The sequence below is a fragment of the Actinacidiphila guanduensis genome, from assembly GCF_900103985.1.
GTDB lineage: Bacteria > Actinomycetota > Actinomycetes > Streptomycetales > Streptomycetaceae > Actinacidiphila > Actinacidiphila guanduensis.
Genome location: NZ_FNIE01000021.1, coordinates 43,847 through 69,629, shown reverse-complemented (window position 1 = coordinate 69,629; position 25,783 = coordinate 43,847). Strand labels below are relative to the sequence as shown.

At 73.6% G+C, this 25,783-nt stretch carries 22 protein-coding genes; 14 read left to right on the top strand and 8 right to left on the bottom strand.

Annotated elements, in window-relative coordinates; translation table 11 throughout:
• Window positions 1–20: 20 nt before the first annotated feature.
• From cmk to der, 3 genes are all read left to right on the top strand, one after another.
• Window positions 21–698, top strand: coding sequence for a (d)CMP kinase (cmk, locus tag BLR33_RS31535; protein WP_245771792.1), 678 nt, complete (start codon window positions 21–23; stop codon window positions 696–698).
• 122 nt (window positions 699–820) lie between these two features.
• Window positions 821–1,405, top strand: a complete 585-nt coding sequence (locus BLR33_RS31530; RefSeq protein WP_093788112.1) for a lysophospholipid acyltransferase family protein — start codon at window positions 821–823, stop codon at window positions 1,403–1,405.
• Between the two features lie 67 nt (window positions 1,406–1,472).
• Window positions 1,473–2,930 (top strand): ribosome biogenesis GTPase Der, encoded by a 1,458-nt coding sequence (gene der / locus BLR33_RS31525; RefSeq protein WP_093788083.1) that lies wholly within the window; start codon window positions 1,473–1,475, stop codon window positions 2,928–2,930.
• Between the two features lie 30 nt (window positions 2,931–2,960).
• Here der and BLR33_RS31520 read toward each other — a convergent pair whose 3' ends face one another.
• Together BLR33_RS31520 and BLR33_RS31515 are read right to left on the bottom strand one after the other, a co-directional pair.
• Window positions 2,961–3,242 (bottom strand): hypothetical protein, encoded by a 282-nt coding sequence (locus BLR33_RS31520; protein WP_143031794.1) that lies wholly within the window; start codon window positions 3,240–3,242, stop codon window positions 2,961–2,963.
• A gap of 124 nt (window positions 3,243–3,366) precedes the next feature.
• Entirely contained in the window at window positions 3,367–4,329 is a 963-nt protein-coding gene (locus BLR33_RS31515) for a hypothetical protein (protein ID WP_093788081.1), read from the bottom strand.
• Between the two features lie 369 nt (window positions 4,330–4,698).
• On the opposite strand from BLR33_RS31515, the gene BLR33_RS37030 reads away from it, so the two are divergent.
• The 3 genes from BLR33_RS37030 to BLR33_RS31500 all read left to right on the top strand — a co-directional run bounded on the left by BLR33_RS37030 (window position 4,699) and on the right by BLR33_RS31500 (window position 7,236).
• Window positions 4,699–5,370: a LysM peptidoglycan-binding domain-containing protein gene (locus BLR33_RS37030; protein ID WP_322987217.1), complete on the top strand. Its 672-nt coding sequence runs from the start codon at window positions 4,699–4,701 to the stop codon at window positions 5,368–5,370.
• A gap of 216 nt (window positions 5,371–5,586) precedes the next feature.
• The gene (locus BLR33_RS31505) at window positions 5,587–6,840 is read left to right on the top strand and encodes a glycosyltransferase (RefSeq protein ID WP_093788079.1); all 1,254 of its coding nucleotides are present in this window, start codon (window positions 5,587–5,589) and stop codon (window positions 6,838–6,840) included.
• A gap of 177 nt (window positions 6,841–7,017) precedes the next feature.
• Window positions 7,018–7,236 carry a proteinase inhibitor I78 gene (locus tag BLR33_RS31500; RefSeq protein WP_093788078.1) on the top strand — a complete coding sequence of 73 codons (219 nt, stop codon included), beginning with the start codon at window positions 7,018–7,020 and terminating at the stop codon, window positions 7,234–7,236.
• Here BLR33_RS31500 and BLR33_RS31495 read toward each other — a convergent pair.
• On the bottom strand, window positions 7,193–8,359 hold the full coding sequence (locus BLR33_RS31495) for a phosphatase PAP2 family protein (RefSeq protein WP_176930686.1): 1,167 nt from the start codon (window positions 8,357–8,359) through the stop codon (window positions 7,193–7,195). The genes BLR33_RS31500 and BLR33_RS31495 overlap by 44 nt on opposite strands.
• 574 nt (window positions 8,360–8,933) lie before the next feature.
• Here BLR33_RS31495 and BLR33_RS31490 point away from each other — a divergent pair.
• Entirely contained in the window at window positions 8,934–10,682 is a 1,749-nt protein-coding gene (locus tag BLR33_RS31490) for an MFS transporter (protein ID WP_093788077.1), read from the top strand.
• A 50-nt stretch (window positions 10,683–10,732) separates the two neighbouring features.
• The gene (locus BLR33_RS31485) at window positions 10,733–11,920 is read left to right on the top strand and encodes an acyl-CoA dehydrogenase family protein (protein WP_093788076.1); all 1,188 of its coding nucleotides are present in this window, start codon (window positions 10,733–10,735) and stop codon (window positions 11,918–11,920) included.
• Window positions 11,921–11,998: 78 nt separating this feature from the next.
• Here BLR33_RS31485 and BLR33_RS31480 read toward each other — a convergent pair whose 3' ends face one another.
• The gene (locus BLR33_RS31480; RefSeq protein ID WP_093788075.1) at window positions 11,999–12,442 is read right to left on the bottom strand and encodes a cell division protein SepF; all 444 of its coding nucleotides are present in this window, start codon (window positions 12,440–12,442) and stop codon (window positions 11,999–12,001) included.
• A gap of 327 nt (window positions 12,443–12,769) precedes the next feature.
• Here BLR33_RS31480 and BLR33_RS31475 point away from each other — a divergent pair, with 327 nt between their 5' ends.
• The 3 genes from BLR33_RS31475 to BLR33_RS31465 all read left to right on the top strand — a co-directional run bounded on the left by BLR33_RS31475 (window position 12,770) and on the right by BLR33_RS31465 (window position 16,116).
• Window positions 12,770–14,014, top strand: a complete 1,245-nt coding sequence (locus BLR33_RS31475) for a DUF5685 family protein (protein WP_093788074.1) — start codon at window positions 12,770–12,772, stop codon at window positions 14,012–14,014.
• 66 nt (window positions 14,015–14,080) lie between these two features.
• Window positions 14,081–14,833: a DUF1684 domain-containing protein gene (locus tag BLR33_RS31470; RefSeq protein WP_093788073.1), complete on the top strand. Its 753-nt coding sequence runs from the start codon at window positions 14,081–14,083 to the stop codon at window positions 14,831–14,833.
• Between the two features lie 260 nt (window positions 14,834–15,093).
• Window positions 15,094–16,116, top strand: a complete 1,023-nt coding sequence (locus tag BLR33_RS31465) for a S1 family peptidase (RefSeq protein ID WP_245771791.1) — start codon at window positions 15,094–15,096, stop codon at window positions 16,114–16,116.
• Between the two features lie 173 nt (window positions 16,117–16,289).
• On the opposite strand, the gene BLR33_RS31460 is transcribed toward BLR33_RS31465, so the two are convergent.
• From BLR33_RS31460 to BLR33_RS31450, 3 genes are all read right to left on the bottom strand, one after another.
• Window positions 16,290–16,754 (bottom strand): PPOX class F420-dependent oxidoreductase, encoded by a 465-nt coding sequence (locus tag BLR33_RS31460; protein ID WP_093788072.1) that lies wholly within the window; start codon window positions 16,752–16,754, stop codon window positions 16,290–16,292.
• 235 nt (window positions 16,755–16,989) lie between these two features.
• Window positions 16,990–18,021 carry a DNA polymerase Y family protein gene (locus BLR33_RS31455; RefSeq protein ID WP_093788071.1) on the bottom strand — a complete coding sequence of 344 codons (1,032 nt, stop codon included), beginning with the start codon at window positions 18,019–18,021 and terminating at the stop codon, window positions 16,990–16,992.
• Window positions 18,018–21,479, bottom strand: coding sequence for a DNA polymerase III subunit alpha (locus BLR33_RS31450; RefSeq protein WP_093788070.1), 3,462 nt, complete (start codon window positions 21,477–21,479; stop codon window positions 18,018–18,020). The genes BLR33_RS31455 and BLR33_RS31450 overlap by 4 nt, the downstream gene beginning before the upstream one ends.
• A 389-nt stretch (window positions 21,480–21,868) precedes the next feature.
• On the opposite strand from BLR33_RS31450, the gene BLR33_RS31445 reads away from it, so the two are divergent.
• The 3 genes from BLR33_RS31445 to BLR33_RS31435 all read left to right on the top strand — a co-directional run bounded on the left by BLR33_RS31445 (window position 21,869) and on the right by BLR33_RS31435 (window position 24,363).
• Window positions 21,869–22,735 (top strand): esterase/lipase family protein, encoded by an 867-nt coding sequence (locus BLR33_RS31445; RefSeq protein WP_093788069.1) that lies wholly within the window; start codon window positions 21,869–21,871, stop codon window positions 22,733–22,735.
• 117 nt (window positions 22,736–22,852) lie between these two features.
• Entirely contained in the window at window positions 22,853–23,986 is a 1,134-nt protein-coding gene (locus BLR33_RS31440; protein ID WP_093788068.1) for a methyltransferase domain-containing protein, read from the top strand.
• The gene (locus BLR33_RS31435; RefSeq protein WP_093788067.1) at window positions 23,983–24,363 is read left to right on the top strand and encodes a GntR family transcriptional regulator; all 381 of its coding nucleotides are present in this window, start codon (window positions 23,983–23,985) and stop codon (window positions 24,361–24,363) included. The genes BLR33_RS31440 and BLR33_RS31435 overlap by 4 nt, the downstream gene beginning before the upstream one ends.
• A 73-nt stretch (window positions 24,364–24,436) precedes the next feature.
• Here the strand turns inward: BLR33_RS31435 and BLR33_RS31430 are convergent, their stop codons facing one another.
• Window positions 24,437–25,525: a DUF5925 domain-containing protein gene (locus BLR33_RS31430; RefSeq protein ID WP_093788066.1), complete on the bottom strand. Its 1,089-nt coding sequence runs from the start codon at window positions 25,523–25,525 to the stop codon at window positions 24,437–24,439.
• Between the last annotated feature and the right edge of the window lie 258 nt (window positions 25,526–25,783).

The following is a 25,783-nucleotide window of genomic DNA, read 5'->3' as shown; positions in this document are numbered from 1 at the left end:
CACGAGGAAGGCCATCCGCTGTGTCAAATCCGGTGATCGTCGCCATCGACGGCCCTTCGGGCACCGGCAAGTCGAGCACGTCGAGGGCGGTCGCCACCAGGCTCGGCCTCAGCTACCTGGACACCGGCGCGCAGTACCGCGCGATCACCTGGTGGATGCTGTCCAACGGCGTGGACGTCACCGACGCCGCGGCCGTCGCCGACCAGACCGGCAAGCCCGCGATCGTGGCGAGCACCGACCCGGCCGCGCCCGGCATCACCGTGGACGGCGTGGACGCCTCGGGCCCGATCCGCAGCCAGGAGGTCACCGCCGCGGTCAGCGCCGTGAGCGCGGTGCCCGAGGTGCGCGCCCGGATGGTGGAGATCCAGCGCGCGGCGGCCGCGGCGGCGCCGGCCGGCATCGTCGTGGAGGGCCGCGACATCGGCACCACCGTGCTGCCCGACGCCACCGTCAAGGTCTTCCTCACCGCCTCCGCCGAGGCCCGCGCCGCCCGCCGCTCCGGGGAACTGGGCGGCACCCAGTCCGTGGCCGACACCCAGGCGGCGCTGATCCGCAGGGACGCCGCCGACTCCGGCCGCAAGACCTCCCCGCTCGCCAAGGCCGACGACGCGATCGAGGTGGACACCACCGAGCTCACCCTGGAGCAGGTGGTGGACCGCGTCGTGGAGCTGGTCGCGCAGCGACGAGCCGCCCGGTGACCTCGCAGCGCACGGCCGTCGCGCCGGCCGGGGAGCCCGCGGCGCCCACCGCGTCCCCCGGGGTGTCGGGGGCGCCCGGCGCGCGCGGCGCCGCGGTCGCCCGCGGCATCGGCATCGGGCTGATGAACGGCCTGTGGCGGCCGCGGGTGCTGGGCGCCTGGCGGGTACCGGCCACCGGCCCGCTCATCCTGGCCGGCAACCACAGCCACAACATCGACGGCCCGATGCTGATCGGCACCTCGCCCCGCCCGGTGCACTTCCTGGTGAAGAAGGAGGCGTTCGTCGGGCCGCTCGGCCCGTTCCTGCGCTCCATCGGCCAGCTGCGGGTGGACCGCTCCGGCGCCGACCGCACCGCCATCAGCGCGGCGTTGGAGGTGCTGAGCGGCGGCGGTGTGCTCGGGATATTCCCCGAAGGCACCCGTGGTGTCGGCGACTTCGCCCAGCTGCGGGCGGGCCTGGCCTACTTCGCGGTGCGCTCCGGCGCCCCCGTGGTGCCGGTCGCGGTGCTCGGCAGCGCCCGCGAGGGCCGGGTCGTCTCCGCGCTGCCCCCGCTGCGGGCCCGGATCGACATCGTCTACGGCGAGCCCTTCGAGGCCGGCGACGGGTCGGGGCGGCGCACCCGCAGCGCCCTGGACGCGGCCACCACGCGGATCCAGGAGCACCTGGCCGCCCACCTCGCCGAGGCCCGGCGGATCACCGGCCGCTAGCGGCGGCCAGGGGCGCGGGACCGCCCCACGACAGTACGATCATGCGTTTCACCGACGGAGAGAGCTCATGGACCAGGAACACGACCACGGCGACATCGGCGCGCTCGGCGACGCCGAATACGCCGAGTTCATGGAGCTCGCCGCGGAGGAGGGCTTCGACCTCGACGAGGTCGCCGGCGACATCGAGGCGGCGGGCCACGGCCCGCTGCCGGTGCTCGCCGTCGTCGGCCGGCCGAACGTCGGCAAGTCGACTCTGGTGAACCGGATCATCGGCCGCCGCGAGGCCGTGGTGGAGGACCGCCCCGGCGTCACCCGCGACCGCGTCACCTACGAGGCGAACTGGAACGGGCGCCGCTTCAAGATCGTCGACACCGGCGGCTGGGAGCAGGACGTCCTCGGGATCGACGCCTCGGTGGCCGCGCAGGCGGAGTTCGCCATCGAGGCCGCCGACGCGGTGGTGCTCGTGGTGGACGCCACGGTGGGCGCCACCGACACCGACGAGGCCGTCGTCAAGCTGCTGCGGCGGGCCGGCAAGCCGGTCGTCCTGGCCGCCAACAAGGTGGACGGCCCCTCCGGCGAGGCGGACGCCGCCGCGCTGTGGAACCTCGGCCTGGGCGAGCCGTTCCCCGTCTCCTCGCTGCACGGCCGCGGCACCGGCGACCTGCTCGACGCCATCATGGAGGCGCTGCCCGAAGCCCCCGCGATGACCTTCGGCGAGGCGGCGGCGGGCCCGCGCCGGATCGCGCTCATCGGCCGGCCGAACGTCGGCAAGTCCTCGCTGCTGAACAAGGTCGCCGGCAGCGACCGCGTGGTCGTCGACGAACTCGCCGGCACCACCCGCGACCCCGTGGACGAGCTGATCGAACTCGGCGGCATCACCTGGAAGTTCATCGACACCGCGGGCATCAGGCGGCGCGTCCACCTCACCGAGGGCGCCGACTACTACGCCTCGCTGCGCACCGCGGCCGCGCTGGAGAAGGCCGAGGTCGCGGTGATCCTCATCGACGCCAGCGAGACTCTGGCCGAGCAGGACACCAGGATCATCACCATGGCGGTCGAGGCCGGCCGGGCCGTCGTCATCGCCTACAACAAGTGGGACCTGCTGGACGAGGAGCGCCGCTACTACCTGGAGCGCGAGATCGAGCGCGACCTGGTGCAGGTGCAGTGGGCGCCGCGGGTGAACGTCTCGGCGCGCACCGGCCGGCACATGGAGAAGCTCGTGCCCGCCATCGAGACCGCGCTGGCCGGCTGGGAGACCCGGGTGCCCACCGGGCGCCTGAACGCCTTCCTCGGCGAGCTGGTCGCCGCCCACCCGCACCCCCTGCGGGGCGGCAAGCAGCCGCGCATCCTGTTCGGCACCCAGGCGGGCACCAGGCCGCCGCGGTTCGTGCTCTTCGCCTCGGGCTTCCTGGAGGCGGGCTACCGGCGCTTCATCGAGCGGCGGCTGCGCGAGGAGTTCGGCTTCGAGGGGACGCCGATCCAGGTGTCGGTGCGCGTGCGGGAGAAGCGCGGCCGCAAGAAGTAGCCGGCCCGGGAGCGGGCGGGCCGGCGGCGGTCAGCGGCCGCGGGTGTCGCCGCGGCCCGGCGGCAGCGCGGCCGGTCCGCCCTCGCCGTGCCCCAGCCCCCGGTCGCCGTCGCGCCCCCCGCGGTGCCGCCCGCCGGGGGAGAACGGCGGGTACTGCTCGTGCCAGGCCGCGAAGCCCTTGAACTGCAGCGACTCCTCACCCGTCCGGTCGCCCGGCAGGGTGCGGAAGAGCCTGCGGTACTCCGCGTACAGGGCGTCGTAGATGGGTGTGTTGCCGGCACCGCCTGCGGCCGCGTCCTGCGCGGTGCGCATGGAGGGGATGTAGCGCTGGTACGGGGCTCGGGAGGAGGCGTCGAAGCTGTGCACGTAAGTGCCAACGACCGGCGGTATGCCCGGGATGCGGGCCGCACGGTTGAATTGCCTATCTTTGACCTGGTCAGGTGCCCGCGAGCGGCATCGTGGCCGCCACGAGCTGCCCGCGCGAGCAGGCCCGGGCGAGCGCGTCGCGCATCAGGTCCTCGCGGGGCTGGCGGCCGATCGAGCCGGCCGGGCCCGCGTACACGTAGACCTCGTTGCCGCGCTGGACGGCCGCCCGCCAGCCGTCGCTGACCTGGAGCGGCTGGTGCGCCTGCCACCACGCGGTGGCCGCGGCGCCGGCCGGCCCGGGCTGCAGCACCGCGTGCAGCTGGCCCATCGCCAGCAGCACCGACCAGCCCGGCAGCGCGGAGGGCGGCACCTCCAGGTCCAGCTGGGGTACGAAGCCCTGCTCGATCAGGAGCGGCAGGAAGTCGTCGCCCCCGCCGGTGGAGCCCACCCGCGCCACCGGCCCGGTCGGCTCGACCACCAGCGCCGGGCGCAGCTGGTCCGCCACGATGATCAGCCCGCAGGTGATGCCCAGGACGGCCTGGCGCGGCGCGGGGTCGGGCGCGGGAGCAGCCGTGAGGGGGCCGGCGGGCGCGGTGCCGAGCGGGAACTGCGGGCCGCCGAGCGGGGTGCCGAACGGTTCCTGCCGCGCCGGCGAGGCAACGGCCGGGCCGGGAGCGGCGAAGCCGCCCGTACTGCCCGCACCCGGGTAGCCGCCGGCACCTGTGGTGCTCGCGCTGTCCGGGCCGCCGCCCGGCTCCGTACCCGTGATGCTGCGGACGGCGCCCTGGAGCTGCTCCTCGGAGACCGGCACCACCTGGGAGGGGATGCAGCTGGCGTGGGCGAAGGCCAGTACCGCGGTCTCGTCCCCGACGAAGAGCACCGTGCTGGTGCGTTCCTGGCCGCTGTCACCCGGCGTACGGCACGAGGTGCAGTCGTACGTCCCCGGGGCGCTTTCGCCGGTGAGGAGCCGTTCGGCCTCCTCGTCGCCGATCTCGGCTCGTACCTCGTCACTCACGTCGAGCATGGGCGCCACGGGAGTCTCCTTGGAAGTGCTGGGCAGTCACTGGGTTGTGGGGAGGCGGTCTGAGGGGGGGCTGATGGTATTGGAGGGTGCCTGCGGGTGCCCGGAGGGTGTCCGAAGGATTTCGGCGGGGCAGGCAGGTTCGGCGCGACGGGCCGGTCCCGGCGCACTGTGACAACGGGCGGCGCGCGGGGGGAGTCACGGTCTGCGACTCGTCAGTTGTGCGGGGTGATGATCTGCCTGCGTGTGCGCCACCAGAGTGGCCCGGGCACGCCCTGGGGACGTGGTGCCGGAAAATCGGCGGGGGGCTGTGCCTAGCGTGGCCCGATGATCGAACTGTCGAATTTGTCTGATTCATCGTGCCCATCGGATTCGTCTGATTTGCGGAACAATCGACAGATCCACAGTGCGCGCCGGACCGCCCCCGCCCGCGGCACCCGCGCCGCCGCGGTGGTCGCCGCGCTCGGCACCTTCGCGCTGCTGCCGCTGGTCACCCAGCCCGCGGCGGCCGCCACCGCGCCCCGATCGGCCCCGTCGGCCGGCCGCTACACCGCAGCCCCGGACCGTACCGCCCCCGCCGTCACCGTCTTCTCCGCCCCCCGCGGCGCCGACTCCGCCGACCCCGACGACTTCGTCCGCCAGCGCTCCATCTGGGACGACCTCGCCATGTGCGAGAGCAGCGGCAACTGGCACATCAACACCGGCAACGGCTTCTACGGCGGCCTGCAGTTCTGGCAGCCCACCTGGGACCTCTTCGGCGGCCGCGCGTACGCCCCGCGCGCCGACCTCGCCGAGCCCCAGCAGCAGATCGACGTCGCCGAGGCCGTGCTGCGCGCCCAGGGCTGGGACGCCTGGCCGGTCTGCTCGCGCAAGGTCGGCCGGAAGGGCTTCGAGCACATCGTCCACACCGTCCACCCCGGCGAGAGCCTGGCGAGCATCGCCGAGGACTACGACGTCGCAGGCGGCTGGGAGAAGCTCTACGAGATCAACAAGGACCAGATCGGCTCCGACCCCGACGTGCTGGAGGCCGGCGCCGTCCTCACGGTGAACTGACCGCACCGGCCGATCGTTCCCGCGCGGCGCGCGCCCCCGGTCCGGCCCCACCGCCCCCTGCGCTGCCCGCCCGCCCCCGTGCCGCCGCCCGGCCGTGCGGGGGCGGGCCCGACAGGCCGCCCGGGCGGCCCGTTGTTAGGGTCGATCGGGGCCGCCGCACCGTACCAGGACGGGTACCGGTCGTGAACGGCCCCTCGTCACCGGGGGAGCCCACGCGTGCGCATCGCCTTCCTGATCCACACCGCCTACGGCATAGGCGGCACCATCCGCACCACCCGCAATCTGGCCGGGCAGCTCGCCGCCGACGGCCACGACGTGCAGGTCGTCTCGGTCTTCCGCAACCACGACGAGCCGCGCATACCGCACGACCCGCGCATCCGGCTGCGTCATCTCGCCGACATCCGCAAGGGCGGCCCCGACGACCTCGCGGACGACCCGCGCCACCGCGAGCCCTCCCGCGTCTACCCGCGGGCCGACCCCCGGCACGCGATGTACAGCGCCCGGACGGACGAGCTCATCGGCGACTTCCTCACCGGCCTCGACGCCGATGTCGTCGTCGGCACCCGCCCCGGCCTCAACGTGCACCTCGCCCGGCAGGCCCCGCGCCGCCTGGTCCGCGTCGCCCAGGAGCACCTCACCCTCGACTCCCACCCGCGCCGCCTGCTGCAGTGCCTGCGCGGCGCCTACCCGGCGCTCGACGCGGTGACCACCACCACGCGGGCCGACGCCGCCGCCTACCGCAGGCGCCTGCCGGGTGTCCCCGTCGCAGCCGTCCCCAACAGCGCCCCGCCTTCGCCCGTGCCGCCCTCCGACTGCTCGGCGCCGGTCGTGGTCGCCGCCGGGCGCCTGGCGGAGGGCAAGCGCTACGACGACCTCATCCGGGCCTTCGCCCTGGTCTGCGCGGCCCACCCGGACTGGACCCTGCGGCTGTACGGGGGCGGGGAGAAGCGGGCGAGCCTGCAGGCGCTGATCGCGGAGCTCGGCGTCGGGGAGAATGTGCGGCTGATGGGCGCGGTCACCCCGATCGAACCGGAACTCGCCCGCGGCTCGATCCTCGCGGTCACCTCCACCCTGGAGTCCTTCGGCATGACGATCGTGGAGGGGATGCGGGCCGGGCTGCCGGTCGTGGCCACCGACTGCCCGCACGGCCCGCGCGAGATCGTCCACGACGGGGTCGACGGGCTGCTCGTCCCGCCGCGGGACGTGCCCGCCATCGCCGCGGCCCTGCTGCGGCTGGTCGCGGACGACGCGCTGCGCCGCCGGATGGGCCGCGCCGCGCTGGTCGCCGGCGAGCGGTTCGACCCGGCGGTGATCGCGGCCCGCCACGTCCGGCTCTACCAGCGGCTGCTGGACTCCCGGGCGCGGCCCGCCGCCCGGCCCCGGGCCGCGGCGCGGGCCGCCTACGGCCGGACAGCCGGCGGACTGCTGTCGGCGGCCGGCCTGGCCCGGGCGGCGGCTGCGCGCGTGTGACGCGTCGGCGTGCATGTGATGCGTCGTACGGGGCAGACGCTTGGGCGGCGTTCTTCTTGTCCGGTAATAGCCGCGGCACTCATCGGATTGTGTGCAGGAACTGTGCGGAAGGTGTGAGTTCCCGGCTTCACCGCCGAGCGGATGCTTTCGGCTATTCGGTCGAATACGGTGGCGGGTATGTCATCCCTACCGAACCCTCCCGGCCGCAATCCGAGTGACGACCTCGACGCCTATCCCGGACTCGCCCTCGAAGAGGCCGAACGGCGGGCCCGGGAACGCGGCTGGACCACGGTGCGCAGTCTTCCGCCCGAGGCGGTGGTGACGATGGAGTTCGTCGCCGGGCGGCTCAACTTCACCGTGGCCGAGGGCCGCGTGCGGCGCTGCTGGCAGGGGTGAGCGGCGGCGCGGGCCGTACCGGCTGCCGCTCCGTGAGCGGGCGGCGGCTGCCGACCGGGGTCAGCGGCGTACGGTCGTTGCGGCCGGTGTGAGGGCGTCCGCCCAGGTGGGGGGCTGTGGGAGGGGCCGGGGCGGGGCCTGGCGCGCCGTTCGCCGGGCCGGTGACGGTTCCGGCGGCCGTGCCGGTGGCGGTTGCCGTGCCAGTTAGGGCGCCTGCGGCCGAGCCCGTGACGGTGCCGCTCGCTGCGGTGCCCCCCGTCGCGGCCGCTGCCGCGCTGCCCGCCGTGACCGGTTCGGCCGGCTGGGGGGCGCCCTGGTCGGCTGCCTCCGCCGTACGGGCGGCGACCAGGCCGGACGCGTCCGCGGGGGCCGTGACGGGGGTCGGGACCGGGCTCGTCGCGGGGTCTGCGACCGGGCTCGCGACCGGCTTCACGGCAGGGCCGGTGGCCGGCCGACGGGCGCGGGACCGCAGCCGCCGCCACGCCTGCGTGAGCCACTGCTCGGCCTTGGCCATCGCCGGCTCGAACCACGGCAGCGCCAGCAGGATCAGCAGCCCCGCGGCCCAGCCGAGCAGCACGTCGCTCACCCAGTGGGTGCCCAGGTAGACGGTGGTGGCGCCGACGCCCAGCGCGAGCAGCGCGCTGGCCACCGAGCCCCAGCGCCTGGCCCGGGGGGTGGTGGCCAGGTAGGCGAGAACGCCCCAGGTCACCACGGCGTTGGCGGTGTGGCCGGACGGAAATATATCCCCGCCGGCGAACATCTCCGCCGACCCGACGGTGGTCGCGTAATGCGGCCCGAGCCGGCCGAGGCCGTATTTCACGGCGCCCACGGTGATGTTGAGCAGCAGCAGCGAGGTGCCGAAGACCAGCAGGGGGTGCAGGGTGCTGCGCCGCCAGCCGCGCCAGCACAGCCAGCAGAGCACGATCACGGCGGTGGGGCCGCGCTGCCCGAGGACCACGAAGTAGTCCAGGAACGGGTGGATCTGCGGCCACTGCTTGTACGGACGCCAGAACATGACCTGCCAGTCGAGCGTCACCAGCTTGGAGTCGGTGACGACGCCGATGACGATGGCCACGTAGGCCGTCACGGTCAGGGCGAACAGCCAGACGCGTGTTCGGCTCATCAGAGGCGGCCGGCCGCCTGACGAGCGTCCGGCCGCGCCGTGGCTCCTGCTATCGGTACGCACTCAAACGACGTTACAGCGTGTGACAGTCAAGAACCGCTGCACGGGCTGATTTGTAATGACGATGTGATGTGGACTGCGTCTCACCACCCCTTTGGCGGACGGGGTTTGGCGCGAATGCGGAGGGTGCGGTGAAGTTTATGTTCGGGTGTTGATACTCACATCGGGCTTTGCTTATTTGGCGCTTATTTCCCTCGAATTTATTCAGGGTTTCCCTGAGGATCGCCGGGTGGGTCCGATCGGGTGGACCCGGCCGTGCCGGGGCGCGGCCCGGGGTACGCGTGGGCTGGGTCACAGAGGGCGGACAGGTCTCTCGCGTACGCTGTCGCATCCGCCCCGCTCGCGGGTGATCGTGCATGATCGCGACGACTCGCGAGGGATCGCCGGAGATCATGTCGGCTTGCCGGGCTTGCCCATGGATCGACAGTGATCGCAGGGGATCGCCGAAGATGGCCGGGTATCGGCGGGAATCACATGCAGCGGGGGGATCGCGGACAAGCGTGGAGGTTTGCCCATGGCGCGGCCGGTCAGCCGCTGGACCGTACTTGTCGTCCTCTGCGTCAGCCTGCTGGTGGTCGCGGTGGACGCGACCGTACTCCACGTGGCGGTACCGGCGCTGACCGAGGATCTGCGGCCCGGTGCGCAGGATCTGCTGTGGATCGTGGACGCGTATCCGCTGACCGCCGCCTCGCTGCTGATCCTCTTCGGCACGCTCGGTGACCGGTTCGGCCGCCGCAGGGTGCTGCTGACCGGGTACGCGCTCTTCGGCGCCGCCTCGGCGCTGGCGGCCTTCGCCCCCGACGCCCATGTGCTGATCGGCGCGCGCGCCCTCCTGGGCGCCGGCGGTGCGATGATCATGCCGGCCACGCTGTCGATCCTGCGGCAGGTCTTCCCCGACCGCCGCGAGCGCGCCATGGCGATCGGCGTGTGGAGCGCGGTGGCCGCGGTCGGTGCCGCCGTGGGGCCTGTGCTCGGCGGCTTCCTCGTCGAGCACTTCTGGTGGGGCTCGGTCTTCCTGGTCAACCTGCCGCTGATGGCGGTGATGCTGGTGGTCGGGCGGATGCTGCTGCCGGAGTCGCGCGGCTGCGGGGAGGAGCCGTGGGACCTGGTGGGCGCCGTCACCGCGGCGCTGGGCGTGCTCGGCACCGTCTTCGGCATCCAGCGGTTCGGGGCTGCCACGCATCTGCTCGACGCCTCGGTGTGGGTGCCGCTGCTCGGCGGCCTCGCCCTGCTGGTGTTCTTCGTGCGGCGGCAGCGCCGCCTGCCGCATCCCCTGATCGATGTGCGGATGTTCACCAGGGCCGCGTTCTCGACGTCGGTCGGCTGCATCGTGCTGGCGATGCTGGCGCTGGTCGGGCTCGAACTCATCGCCGTGCAGTATCTCCAGCTGGTGCTGGGCCTGAGTCCTGTGGACACCGGTCTGCGGCTGCTGCCGCTGACGTTCGCCGCCATGGCGGCGGGGCTGTTCGGGGCACGGCTGCTGCGGTGGCTCGGGCCGCGCCGGATGGTGGCCGGCGGCTTCGTGCTCACCGCGCTGTCGGTGTTCTCCGTCACCGCCGTGGGCCAGCACGACCGCCCGCAACTCCTGACCTGCGCCTTCGTCGCGCTCGGCTTCGGCCTGGAGACCACGCTCTTCGGTGCCTACGAGTCGATGCTCAGCGAGGCGCCGGCCGAGCGGGCGGGTGGGGCGGCGGCCATCGGCGAGACCTCGTACCAATTGGGCGCGGGCCTCGGCATCGCGCTGCTCGGAAGTGTGATGAACGCGGTGTACGGGCCGCGGGCCCGGGGTGTCGGCCCTGCGGACACCGCTGCTGCGGGGCAGTCGCTGGGCGGGGCGTACGACGTGGCCCGCCGGATCGGCGGGCGGCCGGGTGACGCGCTGCGGCAGGCGGCGCGGCAGTCCTTCGTGCACGGGCTCCATGTGACGCTCGTGGTCAGCGCGGTGCTGCTGCTGGCGGGGGCGCTGGCGGCGTTGCGGCTGCCGCGGGTGATGGAGTGCGGGGTGGCGGGGGCTGCGGGCGAGGGGGCGAAGGGGGCTGCGGCGGAGTCGGAGGCGGAACTGGAGCCGGAGACGGGACTGGAGTCGCAGTCGCAGCGGGAGCCCGAGTCGGAGCCTGGGCCGGCGTCGCAGTCGGCGTCGGCGGGTGTGGGTGCGGCAGCGACGGACGGCGAGCCCTCTGCGGCGGCCGGAGGCGAGGATCTCGCGGGGGAGGGGAGTGCGCGGCGTGCCGTCGCCGCGCGCTCTGGACGGGCAGGGGGCTGACCCGTAACGTCGGCGCCGATCACGCACCACCCGCCGCCGGAGGTCCCGCCATGCCCGCAGCGCCCGCCGCATTCGACCCGCACGATCCGCTGGGCCTCGACGAACTGCTCGGGCCCGAGGAACTCGCCGTGCGCGACACGGTGCGGCAGTGGGCCGCCGACCGGGTGCTGCCGCATGTCGCCGACTGGTACGAGCGCGGCGAGCTGCCCGTCGTCCGCGAACTGGCCCGAGAGCTGGGCTCCATCGGCGCCCTGGGCATGCAGCTGACCGGCTACGGCTGCGCGGGCGCGAGCGCCGTCCAGTACGGCCTGGCCTGCCTGGAACTGGAGGCCGCCGACTCCGGTATCCGCTCACTTGTCTCGGTGCAGGGCTCGCTCGCGATGTACGCCATCCACCGCTACGGCTCCGAGGAGCAGAAGCAGCAGTGGCTGCCCGCGATGGCCGCGGGTGAGGTGATCGGCTGCTTCGGCCTCACCGAGCCCGATCACGGCTCCGACCCGGCGGCGATGCGTACCCGCGCCAAGCGTGACGGCTCCGACTGGGTACTCGACGGCCGCAAGATGTGGATCACCAACGGCTCCGTGGCCGGTGTCGCCGTCGTCTGGGCCCGCACCGACGAGGGCGTGCGCGGCTTCCTCGTGCCCGCCGGCACTCCCGGCTTCTCGGCGCCGGAGATCCGGCACAAGTGGAGCCTGCGGGCCTCGGTGACCAGCGAGCTCGTCCTGGACGGTGTGCGGCTGCCGGCCGACGCGGTGCTTCCCGAGGTCACGGGGCTGCGCGGTCCCCTGAGCTGCCTTAACCACGCCCGGTACGGGATCGTCTGGGGCGCCGTGGGCGCGGCGCGCGCGAGCTTCGAGGCGGCGCTGGACTACGCCCGCAGCCGCGAGCAGTTCGGCCGTCCCATCGGGGGCTTCCAGCTCACTCAGGCCAAGCTCGCGGACATGGCGCTCGAACTGCACAAGGGCATCCTGCTCGCCCACCACCTCGGGCGGCGGATGGACGCGGGACGGCTCCGCCCGGAACAGGTCAGCTTCGGCAAGCTCAACAACGTGCGCGAGGCGATCGAGATCTGCCGCACCGCCCGCACCGTCCTGGGCGCGAACGGCATCTCGCTGGAGTACCCCGTCATGCGGCACGCCACCAACCTGGAGTCCGTCCTCACCTACGAGGGCACCGTCGAGATGCACCAGCTCGTGCTCGGCAAGGCGCTCACCGGAATCGACGCCTTCCGCGGCTGACGCGGCGCGCGGGCATCCGGCCGGACCCCGTGGGCCGGGGCCGCACCCTGTCCGGCGGGCGCACCCGCCGGACAGGGGTCAGCTCTGGTTGAAGAAGCCGTCGCCGCCGCGGTGGGCGTCGGCGTTCATCACCGAGTAGTCCGCCGGAGTCAGCAGGAAGACCCGGTTGGCCACCCGCTCGATGGAGCCGCGCAGACCGAAGGTGAGGCCGGCGGCGAAGTCCACCACGCGCTTGGCGTCGGCGGACTCCATCGCGGTGAGGTTGACGATCACCGGCACCCCGTCGCGGAACAGCTCGCCGATACCGCGGGCGTCACGGAAGCCGTCGGGCGTCACCGTGGCGATACGGCGGCCCTCCTCCTCCGCCGACTCGGCGGCCACCCGCACCCGCGGGTCGGTCACCCAGGTGTCGGGGCGCGCCGGACCATCGCCGTAGTCGGCGTACTCCTCGTCGTAGTAACCCTCGCCGCCGTTGTCGTCGACGAGGCCCAGCCAGGCACTCGCCCGTCGAACCGAACCCATGGACGCCTCCTCTCTCGCACGCGGTCGGTACCGTCCGCTTAGTCCTATCGTCATCCATGATGAGGGTGATGCGCCAAGGGGAAAGTCGCCCTGAGGGCGAGTTGTGACGGTACTGGCACACACGATAGTGGCGCACCGTCAAGCAGGGGCAGGCCCTGGAGAGCTGACGAGGCGATGGGAACGTCCTCCACGATCGGGTGATAACCGCGGCCGTACGGCCCTACGGCGCCCTTGCGCCGCGCCGATAACATGACCGCTGGCGCACGGCCGAAACCTGACCGCCGGTCACAACTCGGAGCCGGTGCGGTGATCGGGGGGAATGCAGTCGTGTTCGGGATCATCAGACCCTGCCGCCACCGCATGTCCGAGGGCATGGCGGCCTCCTGGCTGGCGCACCTGTGCGGGCTGTGCCTGGCCCTGCGCGACGGGCACGGGCAGTTCGCCCGCGTCGCCACCAACTACGACGGTCTCATCGTCTCCGTCCTCACCGAGGCCCAGTCGGCCCCCTCCGCCACCGGCCACCGCAAGGCCGGGCCCTGCCCGTTGCGCGGGATGCGCGGCGCCTCCGTGGCCACCGGTGAGGGCGCGCGCCTGGCCGCCGCCGTCTCCCTGGTGCTTGCCTCGGCGAAGATGCGCGACCATGTCCAGGACGGCGACGGGGTGTTCGGCCGGCGGCCCGTCGCGCTCGCCGCCCGCACGGTGGCCCGCCGCTGGGACGTCGCCGGCGCCCGCACCGGTGGCTCCCTGGGCTTCGACACCGCGGTCCTGGTCGACGCCGTCGGCCGGCAGGGCGAGTTGGAGGCCGCGGCCGGACCGGGCACCGGCGTCCTGACCGTCACCGAACCCACCGAGACCGCCACCGCGGCGGCCTTCGCGCACACCGCGGTGCTCGCCGGCCGCCCCGGCAACGCCCAACCGCTCGCCGAGGTCGGCCGGCTTTTCGGCCGGCTCGCCCACCTGCTCGACGCGGTCGAGGACCTGGCCGAGGACACCCGCACCGGAGCCTGGAACCCGCTCACCGTTATCGGCACCGACCTCGGCGAGGCCCGGCGGCTGTGCGACGACGCCCGCCACGGCATACGCCTCGCCCTGCGCGAGGTGGAGTTCGCCGGCTCCGCCGCGGCCCGCCTCACTCACACGCTGCTCGTCCACGAACTCCAGCGATCCGTCGACCGGGCGTTCGGCGCCGGCACCTGCTCCCACTCGGCCTCGGACCAGCGCCCGTACGAGGGCAACGCCTCGGGCGGCAACCCGTACGGCGGCAACCCCTACGCGCCGGGCGCCCCCGCGCAGAACCCGGGCGGCACGGGCAACCCCTTCGGCCCCGGCGGCTTCCCCCCGCCCGAACCCCCGCGCCGACGCGGCCTGCTGCCCGGCTGCCTCGTCTACGCCGGACTGTGCTGCACCTGCCGGCTGTGCTGCACCGACCACGACGACCCCTGGACCGGGCAGCGCCGCGAGGCGTGGTGCAGCGCCTGCGACTGCGACGGGTGCGACGGATGCGGTGACTGCTGCCAGTGCTGCGGGGACTGCGACGGGTGCGACTGCTGCGACTGCGACTGCGGCTGCTGACCTCCCGGCTCCTCGGCCCACGGGCACCCCACGGGGCATTCGGACCCCTGTGCGACGCTTGACGCCATGAGTACCGGAATCGCCGCCGGCCCCCGCGCCCACTGGGACCGCTGGCGCGAGCGTCGCGCCGCCTCGGTGTCCGCCCCGCACGGCCCCCTCGCGCTCACCGGCACCTACTGGCTGGCCGACCTCGCCGACGGCCTGATCCCCGGCCTGCCCGGTGTGTGGCGGCAGGAGAACGGCGCCGTGGTGCACGAGACCGACGGCGTGGCCGCCGCCCTGGAGACCGAGGGCCGCCCCCTGCTGCTGCCCGACGGCGTCAAGGTGCTCGCCATCGACCGCGAGGGCCTGCTCGCGATCCGTGTCTGGGACCCCCAGGCCCCGGCCCGCCGGTCCTTCGCGGGCATCGACGCCTTCGACTGGAGCGAGCGCTGGACCGTGCCCGCCGTCTTCCACCCCTACGGTGCCGAGCGCACTGTCCGGGTGCCCAACCACGACGGCCGCGAGCGCGGTCTGGGCCTCGACGGCGAGCTCGCCTTCGCCCTCGACGGCACCGCCCTCACCCTTTCGGCTGCCGTCCAGGAGGACGGTCGGCTCTGGGCCGTCCTCGCCGACGCCACCAGTGGCACGACCAGCTTCCGGTTCCGCTTCCTCTACGCGCCCCGGCCCGCCCCGGACGGCTCGCTCCTGCTCGACCTCAACCGGACCCAACTCCCGCCGTGCGCCTTCGCCGACGCCTTCGTCTGTCCCTTCCCGCCCCCTGGCAACACCCTTCCCATCGCCCTCGAAGCAGGGGAGCGCGCCGTTCTCACCAGCTGAGACGCTGTCATTTCCGTGCGCCCCGGCGGCCCCAGAACCGCCGGGGTGTTGCTGTGCCCGCCTCAAGCGGTTCCTGAGTCCCTCTTGTGTGTTACCTGTGAGACCTGAATACTCCTGTGAGTGCTCGTCAGACGGATGTGATGTTCGTTTATCGGTTCGATCCTGACGGTCCATGGTCAACCCTTTCCCGACCGGTCCGCCCTCGGCCCGGTCCTCGTGCCATCCGGGCACAGCACCTCCATCCCCCACAGGAGGAATGAGTGAAGTCCACCCGGCGCCTGCAGCTCCTCGCCGTCGCCTCCGGCCTGCTGGCCGCAACCGCCTTCGCGCTCCCCTCTGCCCACGCCGCCCCCTCCACCACGTCCCCTGAGGCCGCCGCATCCCTCGCGGCCCACCTCGGCACGGACAACACCGCGGGCACCTACTACGACGCCGCGGCCCACACCACGGTCGTCAACGTCACCACCCAGGCGGCAGCCGACGCCGTCCACGCCGCCGGCGGCACCGCCCACCTCGTCGCCCACAGCACCGCCCAGCTCAACCAGGCGGGCAACGCGGCCCGCAGCACCGACATCGCCGGCACCGCCTGGGCGGTCGACCCCCGCACGGACACCCTGCAGGTCGAGGCCGACAGCCGCGTCACCTCCGCCCAGCTCGACCGGCTCACCAAGGCCACCGCCGGCTACGGCGACGCGGTCCGCATCTCCCGCGTCCCGGGCACCTTCAGCAAGCTCCTGTCCGGCGGCGACGCCGTGGAGACCGACAGCTGGCGCTGCTCGGTCGGCTTCAACGTCCGCAGCGGCAGCACCTACTACTTCCTCACCGCCGGCCACTGCACTGAGGGCTACCCCGACTACTACACGGGCTCCGGCAGCTACATCGGCCCCACCACCGGCACCAGCTTCCCCGGCAACGACTACGGCATCGTCCGCTACGACACCTCCGTCGCCCACGACGGCACCGTCGGCAGCCAGGACATCACCAGCGCCGCCAACGCCTTCGTCGGCGAGTCCGTCAAGCGCCGCGGCTCCACCACCGGTATCCACAGCGGCACCGTCCAGGCCCTCAACGCCACCGTCAACTACGGCAGCGGTGAGGTCGTCTCGGGCCTGATCAAGACCAACGTTTGCGCCGAGCCCGGCGACAGCGGCGGCTCGCTGTACGACGGCACCAAGGCCATCGGCCTGACCTCAGGCGGCAGCGGCAACTGCACCTCCGGCGGCACGACGTACTTCCAGCCCGTGACCGAGGCCCTCAGCGCCTACGGGGTCAGCGTCTACTGATCCCCGGCCGCACTTCGGCCGGTGAGCCCGTCTCCGGTGTCACTTTCAGGTGCCCCCGCCGTCCTCCGCGCGGCGGGGGCACCGCCGTTCTCCCCTCTCCTTGCTCCTGTCTCCTCGCTCCTGCCGCTGAGCCCCGTTCGGCCGGGCTGTCGGCCGGGCTGCCGGTCGAGCCGTCAGTCCAGGGCGCCGCTGGTCCCGCCTTCGGCGCGGCCCCATCCGTAGGCGCGTTCCACCCGCAGCTTGATGACCAGCCTGCCGTCGGCCACCATCGCCGCTCGGTACTCCTCCCAGTCCGGGTGCTCGCCGGCTATCGCCCGGTACAGCTCGACCAGCTCGTCCACGGTGGCGTCGTGGGGATCGGCTGCCACCGGGGTCAGCTCCGCGTTCCCTTCCGCGACCAGGTAGGCCCCGAGATCGGGTGTCGTCACGTAGAAGCTCGCGCGTGGATCACGGCGCAGGTTCCGCGTCTTGGCCCGGGCGTCGGTGGCGGAGATGCGGACGTAGCGCGTGGACTCGTCGTAGAAGAACGTCACGTTGGACAACTGCGGACGGCCGTCCCGCTTGATCGTGACGAGCACGCCGTTCTGCCGGCTGCTCAGCAGGTCCAGCAGCGGGCTGCGTGCGGGCGTCTGGCTCATGGTCACTCCTCTTCGGACCGGCGGCGGCCGGGCCTTCGCGATGTCGGTGAACGAAGTCGATGATTACTGCCTGTGTATGTCGGAACGCACCGTGTCCGAGGCTTGTTCCGGTCGGCCTTCCGATTCGTACGGATTCACTCGTCCGAGTGGCGGCCCGGTCGAGCAGTCGCGGAACGGGGCTTGCTGACGGGGCGTCACGGCGGTTTCGCCGTGCCGTACCCGCCCCGCGGACCCGTCACGATCGGTCCGGCCGCGGGCCGTCCCCGCGCGGGCGGTCTTCGCGCGGGCCGGCGAGAGTCGCGGGGTGGGCGGCTGCCGGGCCGAAGCGGCGGCGGGCGCGGTCGCCCGCCGACTCGGCGGCGCGGGCGCGCTCGTCCGCGGGGTCCATCGTGAGCTGGCGGGGCGTCCGCGCGGCCGGCCGCAGATCGTCCAGCCGCAGCGCGTAGGCGCGGACGCGGGCACGCTCCAGCCCCAGCGAGGCCAGGATCCCGAGAGCGGCGGCGATCACCACCGGTGAGTGGTCGGTGGGTCCGGGCAGGGTGCCGGTCCGGGTGGTGGCGGTGCGGTCGGCGTAGCGGACGGTGAGGGTGAGTCGGCCGGCGGCCTGCTGCTCGGCCCGCAGCCGCAGGCCGAGTTGCTCGGCCAGGCCGAGGACGGCGCGGTGGTGCTGCGCCGGATCGAGGCAGTCCCGGTCGAGCACGAGGTCGGCGGTCATGTGGGCCGCGGGCGTGGCCGAGGTGACCGGGCGGGGGTCGTGGCCGCGGGCCCGCTCGGCCAGCATCCTGGCCGGCGCGGCGCCCAGGATGCGCTGGAGGGTGGCCGCGGGAGTGGCCGCCACCTGTCCGACGGTGTGCAGGCCGTACCTGCCCAGTGCCGTCGCCGTCGCCCGGCCGACCCCGGGCAGCGCCGCCACCGGGCGGGGGTACAGCCACGCCTCCACGCCCGCCCGGTCGGCCGGGACCCGGGTGGTGCCGCCCGGCGGCGAGGCGGCCGCCGCCATCGCGGCCAGCATGCGATTGCCCGCGAGGCCCGCGCTGGTCTCGATGCCGTACATGGCCGTCAGCCGCATCCGCGCCATCTGCACCAGCTCGCCGGGGTCCTTGCCGAAGTACCGCAGCGCCGAGGTGAGGTCGAGCTGGACGGCGTCCGGCGGGAACGCCTGCAGCCGCGGGGTGACACCGGAGAGCAGCTCCAGGATGTCCGCGAGCTGCTCCTCGTCCGGCTCGGCGTGCAGGTGGAGGTGCGCGATGTACCGGCGGGGGCTCATCCGGCGCTCCCCGGGCTGCGGTGGCCGAGCTTGCGCAGGTCCGCCGTGCGGGTGCCCGCGGGCTGGAGGTCGGCGTAGGGGTGCAGGCGGGCGCCGGTGGTGCCGTTGGCCAGGGTGCGCTGCGGCTGCGCCGGGGTGGGGTGCGGGCGGGTGGCGCCGAGCAGGGCGAGGGCGGCCTCGGGGCCGTGGTCGCGGCGGGTGGCCGCGATCTCCTCCAGGTCCCACGCCATGGTGCCCACGATCGTGCGCCGGGTGCCGCGGACCTGGACGGTGCCGCGCACCAGCAGCAGCCCGGAGTGGAAGACGGTGTGGGCGCACGCCTCGTGGGAGTCCTCGAAGAAGGCGAGGTCGACCAGGCCGGAGCCGTCCTCCAAGGTGACGAAGATGATCCGCTTGCCGCTGGCGATGGGCGGGGTCTGCGTCGCGGAGCGCACCCCGGCGACCAGCACCTGCCGGCCGGCCCGCACGTCGGCCAGGTGGGCGGCGTCGGTGGCGCCGATCTCCCGCAGCAGCCGGTGATGGTGCTCCATCAGGTGGCGGGAGACGTCGATGCCCAGGGTGTGCAGCTCCGCCCCCAGGGACTCGCGGCTGGTCATCTCCGGAAGCCCGCTCGGCTCCGCCCCGCCGACCGGGGCGGCGGTGAAGGGCAGCTGCCCCGCGCCGGCGGTCCGGCTGCGGGACTGCCGGTGCAGCTCGGCGATCTGCAGCAGCAGGTCCCGGCGGGTCAGCCGCCCTTCGTACAAGCCGCCCAGGGCACCGATCTCCGCGAGCTGCTCGGCGACCGGGCGGCTGGGCCGGGCGCGCTGCCAGAAGTCCGACAGCGACCGGTACGGCTGCCCCGCCTCGATCCGCGCGCACTCCTCCTCGCTGATGCCGCGCACCCCGGACAGCGCCAGCCTGACCCCCCACCGGCCCTGCTCGGCGCGCTCCACGATGTGCGCGGCCCGCGAGCGGTTGACGTCCACCGGCAGCACCGGCACCCCATGGCGGCGAGCGTCGGCGACGATCACCCGCTTGGGCCACATGCCGGGATCGTGCTCCAGCAGTCCGGCCAGGAGGAACGCCGGGTAGTGCGCCTTCAGCCAGGCCGACTGCAGGGCGGGCACGGCGAAGGCGACCGCGTGCGCACGGCAGAACCCGTACGCGCCGAACGCCTCGATCGTCGCCCACACCTCGTCGCGGACCTTCGCGTCGAAGCCCCGGGCGGTGGCCGCGTCGTGGAACCACTGCCTGATCCCGGGCAGCGCCTCCTTGTCGCCGAGCCGCCGCCGCTCGACCTCCGCCTGGTCCTTCCCGCAGCCGGTCATCACATCGAGGGTCTCGATTATCTGCTCGTGCCAGATGGTCACCCCGTAGGTGTCGGCGAGGACGCTCTCCAGGCGGCCGTCGGGGTACTGCGGTTCGCCGCCGTGCCGGGCGGCGACGTATCGCTCGGGCATGCCGCCCTGGACCGGGCCCGGGCGGAAGAGGCTGATGTCGGCGATGACGTCCTGGACGTCGCGGGGCTGCAGCCGCGACAGCAGGTCCTGCTGGCCCGGCGACTCCAGCTGGAACATGCCTATGGTGCGGCTCTCCTGGATGAGCTTGAAGGCGAAGACGTCGTCCAGCGGCACCTGCCGGGGGTCGTCGAGGTCCACCCGCCGACCCGTCACCCGCTCGATCTCCGCGACGGCATGGGCCATCGCGGACTGCATCCGGACCGCGAGGACATCGAGCTTGATGTTGCCCAGCGCCTCGACCTCCTCCTTGGCGGCCATGGCCATCGGGTAGTCGCCCTGGGGCGTGGGCTGCACCGGCAGCCGGTCCAGCAGGGTGGCGTCGCTGATGATCACACCGCACGGGTGCATGGCCATGCCGTGCACCAGGGCGTCCAAGCCCTCGGCGAGCTCCCACAGCCGCCCGTAGCTGCCCGCCTCGGCGGCCAGGGAGCGCAGCTCGGGAAGCTCGGCCAGGGCGCTGGTGATGTCGCAGGCGCGCAGGTGGGGGAAGCTCTTGGAGATCCGGTCCACCTCGTCCGGCGGGATGCCGAGCGCGAGTCCTGTGTCGCGCAGCGCCCTGCGCGCCCGGTACGTCTCGGGCATCGCGGTGACCGCGACCCGCTCGTGGCCGAAGCGCCGGAAGATCGCGTCGTAGCAGTCCAGCCGCCGGGCCGACTCCACGTCGATGTCGATGTCCGGCAGCTGATCCTTGCGGGCCTCGCTGAGGAAGCGCTGGAACAGCAGGCGGTGGTCGAGCGGGTTGGCGGTGGCGATGCCGAGCGCATGGCAGACCAGGGAGCCCGCGCCCGAGCCGCGTGCGGCGACCCTGATCCCCAGGTCGCGGATGTCGGCCACGACCTGCCCGACGGCCAGGAAATACGAGTCATAGCCCATCCGCGAGATGACTCCCAGCTCCTGTTCCAGTCGTGCCTGCGCCTCTTGGTCGCGCTCCAGGCCGCGGCGGGTCATACCGGCCTCGCAGCGCTGCCGCAGCAGCCGGGCGGCGCCCTCGGGGCCCGGCTCGGCTCCGACGACCTGGGGTTCGGGGAAGTGCCGGGCGCCTCCCAGTCCGAGGTCAGCGAAGGGGTCCAGGCGGCAGGCGTCCGCTGTGGCGGCGGTGTCCGCGAGGAGCCGCCCGGCGCGGCGCGGGCCCGCGCCGGCGCACTCGGCGACCTTCTGTGCGACCTGCGCCATCCGCGCCTCCTCCATGAGCCAGCGCCGGCCGGTGTCCAGGCGCCGCCGGTCGATCGGCCGCAGCAGCCGCGCGGCGTCCAGCACGTCGGCGAGCCGGTGCTGCTGCGGATCGGCGTAGCGGACGGCGTTGGTGAGGACGGCGGGGATACGGGTCCGGTCGGCGAGCGCAAGGGTGCGGGCGGCAAGCCGCAGCGAACCCGGCCCGGTCCCGGGACGGCCGTGGACGACCGCCTCCAGCCGCAGCCCGTCGCCGAAGACCTCCTGCCAGGGGGCGAGCAGCCGCGCCGCGACGTCCTCCCGCCCGGCCGCCAGGGCGCGCGCCGGCTCCGACAGGGGCCCCAGCAGCGCGATGAGCCCGTCACCCGCGTGTTCCCGCAGCGCCGCCCAGGGCACCATCACCGGCGCCGCGCCGCCTGCGGTGCCCGCGTGCGCCGCGGAGGTGATCCGGCACAGCCGGGCCCAGCCCTCCCGGTCCCGGGCGAGCAGCACGAACCGCAGCGGCGGCTCGACCACATGGGCGCCGCCGCGCACCGGGGTCCGGCGGCGCTGCCGCGGTGGGGGCGGCGCGGTCTGCGCCACCGCCAGGTCGATGCCGAGGATCGGGCGCACCCTTTCCGCGGCGCAGGCCGCGGCGAACCGCACCGCTCCCGTGACGGTGTCGCGGTCGGTCAGCGCCAGTGCGGGCATGTCCCGCTCGGCTGCCCATCGGGCGAGCTGCTCCGGGTGCGAGGCGCCATAGCGCGCGGAGTAACCGGACGCGACATGCAGATGGGCGAAGCCCGCCACGCCGCACCTCCGTCACTCCCGCCCCTTTTCGGCCATCCACCCGAAACGTTCCTCGTACCTCTGTTCGATTACCTTAGCGCGGTTCTCCCAGGTCAGCGACTCGAACGCGTGCGCCGCCGAGTCCTGCGGTCAGGATGGGTGGCCTCTGAAGACTGCCGAAAACCGCCGTCGCCGCGTCACCTGGGCGCCCTCGCGGGGGACTTCGGCCCTGTCCGTCCGCTGTGTCCGCGAGGGGATCGGTGGGAATGGACGGCATTTTTTACCCGCGCGTAACTTGGCAGCGGCTTCCTACCCGTGCGTAACTTGTCATGAGCCCAGCAAGGTGATCCGGATCACAGGCTGCCGGGTGTCGCATGTGCGCCCACTTCCCCCACCTGTGAGGAGACCCCATGAGGCTGCCCTGGAGACGGCTCCTGGCCGCGCTCTCTATGGCGACCGCGCTGACGGTCCTGCCCATCGCCGCCACCTCGGCGTCCGCCACCACCGGCCCGGCGCCCAGCAGCGGCTGGAACGACTTCTCCTGCCACCCCTCCGCCCAGCACCCAAGGCCCGTCGTCCTGGTGCACGGCACCTTCGCCAACGGCAACGACAACTGGCTGGTCTTCGCCCCCTACCTGGTCGCCCGCGGCTACTGCGTCTTCTCCTTCGACTACGGCATGCTGCCCGGCGACTCGCTCATCGGCGGCCTGACGCCGATCGCCCAGTCGGCGCAGCAGCTGTCGGACTTCACCGACCGGGTACTGGCCGCCACCCACGCCGCCAAGGTCGACATCGTCGGCCACTCCCAAGGCGGGATGATGCCGCGCTACTACCTGAAGTTCCTCGGCGGCGCCGCCAAGGTGAACACCCTGGTCGGCATCGCGCCCGACAACCACGGCACCACGCTCGACGGACTGACGGCGCTGCTCCCGTACTTCCCCGGCGCCTCGGACTTCCTGAACGCCGCCCTGCCCGGGCTGGCCGACCAGGTCGCCGGGTCCGCCTTCCAGCAGCAGTTGAACGCCGGCGGGGACACCGTCCCCGGGGTGCACTACACGGTGATCTCCACCAAGTACGACGAGGTGGTCACCCCGTACACCACCCAGGCCCTGTCCGGGCCGGACGTCCACAACGTGGTGCTCCAGGACCTGTGCCCGGTGGACGCCTCGGAGCACGTGACCGTCGGCACAACCGACCTCATCGCCTTCCACGAGGCCGCGAACGCGCTCGACCCCGCGCACGCCACCCCCACCACCTGCCTGTCGGCGCTCGGTTAGCCCCGGCGGTGCCGGAGGCCGACGCCTCCGGTGACGTGCGGCGCCGGCCGGGCCCCGGACAGGGGAGCCGGCCGGCGCGTGAGGTCCGTTGTCAGTGGCGGGTGACACGCTGTCCCCATGAGCACCGGCACGGACGAGCGGCGGTACTGGGACGAGGCGGCCGCCCACTTCGACGACGAACCCGACCACGGCCTGCGCGACGGGCAGGTCAGAGCCGCCTGGGCGGCCAGGCTGCGCTCATGGCTCCCGCGCCCGCCCGCCGACGTGCTCGACCTCGGCTGCGGCACCGGCAGCCTCGCCCTTCTCGCGGCCCAGGAAGGGCACCGGGTCACCGCGGTCGACAGCTCGCGGCGGATGGCCGAAGCGGCCCGCGCCAAGCTCTCCGGGACAAGCGCGCGGGTACTCCTGGGCGACGCCGCGGAACCTCCCGTCGCCGACCGCCGGTTCGACGCCGTGCTCGTCCGCCACCTGCTCTGGGCTGTGCCCGACCCCGCCGCCGCACTGCGCCGCTGGGCCGAACTGCTGCGTCCCGGCGGCCGGCTGGTCCTGGTCGAGGGCCGCTGGGGCACCGAGGACCCGGCCGGGATCGACGCGCGCACACTCGCCGCACTGGCCGCGCCTCTCGGCGGATCGGTGACGATCGAGCAACTCGCCCACGACCCCGCGCTGTGGGGGCGCGAGGTCTCCGACGAGCGCTATGCGGCCGTCATCCACCCTGCCCCGCCCACCAGGCACGCCGAGATCGTCGACGTCCACCTCCTCCTGGAGCGCGACGGTGAGGTGCTGCTCGCCCGCCGCAGCGGCACCGGATACGCGGACGGCCTGCTGCACGCCCCCTCCGGACACCTGGAGGACGGCGAGGACGTGCGGAGCGCGCTCCTGCGCGAGACCCGCGAGGAGATCGGCCTCGACCTCGCGCCCGAGGACGTGGAGGCGGTCCTGGTGATGCAGCACCGGGCGCCCGGTGGCCGGGCCAGGATCGGCTGGTTCTTCCGCGCGCACCTGGCGGCGGACGGGCCCCAGCCGGTCAACCGCGAGCCGCACAAGTGCTCGGAGCTGGGCTGGTATCCGCTGGAGGCGCTCCCTGACGACCTCGTCGCCTACTGCCGGGCCGGCCTGGACGCCTACCGGGCGGGCCACCGCTTCCTGCTCCACCTGCACGAGAGCGGCGACGGCATCGCCCACCTGCCGGGCGGTCCGGGCCGGGCGGTGCCCCTGGCGCCCCCCGCTGTGCCACTATCCGGAGCATGAGCCTGAAGATCACGATCGACCCGGACGCGGCCACCGCGCCCTACGAGCAACTGCGCGGGCAGATCGCCGAGGAGGCCAGGGCGGGCCTCCTCCCGGTCAACTACAAGCTGCCCACCGTACGCGGCCTGGCCGAGCAGTTGGGGCTCGCGGTCAACACCGTCGCCAAGGCGTACCGCGCGCTGGAAGAGGACGGGGTGATCGAGACCCGCGGCCGGCACGGCACCTACATCGCGGCCGGCGACGCCCACGCCCGTGAAGTGGCCGCCGCGGCGGGGGCCTTCGCCGACCGGGCGCGCCGCCTGGGCCTGGACCGGCAGGCCGCGCTCGCCGCAGTGGAGGAGGCCCTGCGCGCCACCTACGGCGAACCGGACTCCTGAGCACCCGCCGCGGCAGGCCGCCCACGTCCCTGCCGCCGCCGCTGTCCGCACCCGCCGCCCGGATGCCCGGCCGTCACAGATACAGGCCGTTGCTCGTCTGCGGAGGGACCGGCAGGGCAGGCGAGGCGCCGCGGCGCAGCGCGTAGAGCTCGGCCAGGGTGGCACCGTCGCGCCCGATGCCCTCGCTCGTGCCGAGCCACTGCACGGCCTCCTTGTGGGTGAGCCGGCCGACCTCGATACGGGCCAGGCAGCGCCCGGGACGGACCACGGCGGGGTGCAGGCGCTCCAGGTCCTCGTTGGTGGTGATGCCGACCAGGACGTTGCGGCCCTGTCCGAGCAGGCCGTCGGTGAGGTTGAGCAGCCGGGACAGGGCCTGCCCGGATTCGTGCTTGGCCTGGCCGCGGATCAGCTCGTCGCAGTCCTCCAGCAGGAGCAGCCGCCAGCGGCCGCCCTCGGTGCCGTCGTCCTCTCCGATGGCGATGTCCATCAGGTAGCCGACGTCGTTGAAGAGCCGCTCGGGGTCGAGCACGCAGTCGACCTGGCACCAGTCGCGCCAGGAGCGGGCCAGGGTGCGCAGGGCCGAGGTCTTGCCGGTGCCCGGCGGGCCGTGCAGCAGCAGCAACCGGCCGGTGACGTCGTCTGCGGTCAGCTTCATCAGGCTGTCCATGGCGTCGGCGACCGGCGCCGAGTAGTTCCCCCGCAGCTCCTCCCACGGCGTGGCGGAGATCTTGCGAGTGGTGCGGTGGGCGCCGCGGCGGGGCGAGACGTACCAGAAGCCCATGGAGACGCTGTCGGACTCCGGCTCGGGCTTGTCCTCCGCGTCGTCGACGGACGACTTCAGTACCTGCTCGGCGAGTTCGTCGGAGACGGCGATCACGGTGACGTCGGCGCCCTGGTTCCATCGTGAGACGAGGATCGTCCAGCCCTCGCCCTCGGCCAGGATCGCGCTGCGGTCCTTGTCCTTGGCCTGGCGCAGCACGTCGGCCCCCGCGGGCACCAGGGTGAGGCCGGCCTTGACGTTCTCCAGCGAGGCGCCGCGGGCGAAGGGGTGCTCACCCGAGGTGAAGCGGCCGAGGAAGAGGGCGTCCACGACGTCCGACGGCGAGTCGCTGTCGTCCAGGCGCAAGTGGACGGGAAGCGCGAGGGACGGGTCGGCCGGCACGGCGGACTTCCCGGCGGCGCCGGGCCTTCCGGCGGAACGGGACCTGCCTGCGGGAGTTGGCGGGACGGGCGGCACCGGCCTCCTCGATGTACTGGGCTTCGCGGCGGACATGGGGCCCATGATCCGGCACCCGGCGGGATTCGCCCAGCGTATTTCGGGTCGCGCCGACCGTGACTCTCCGTCACAAACCACGCGTAAGGGTTGATTTGCCGCACATCTGTCCGGACATGAACCCAGCGGGACCGTGAAGTCCCGTCC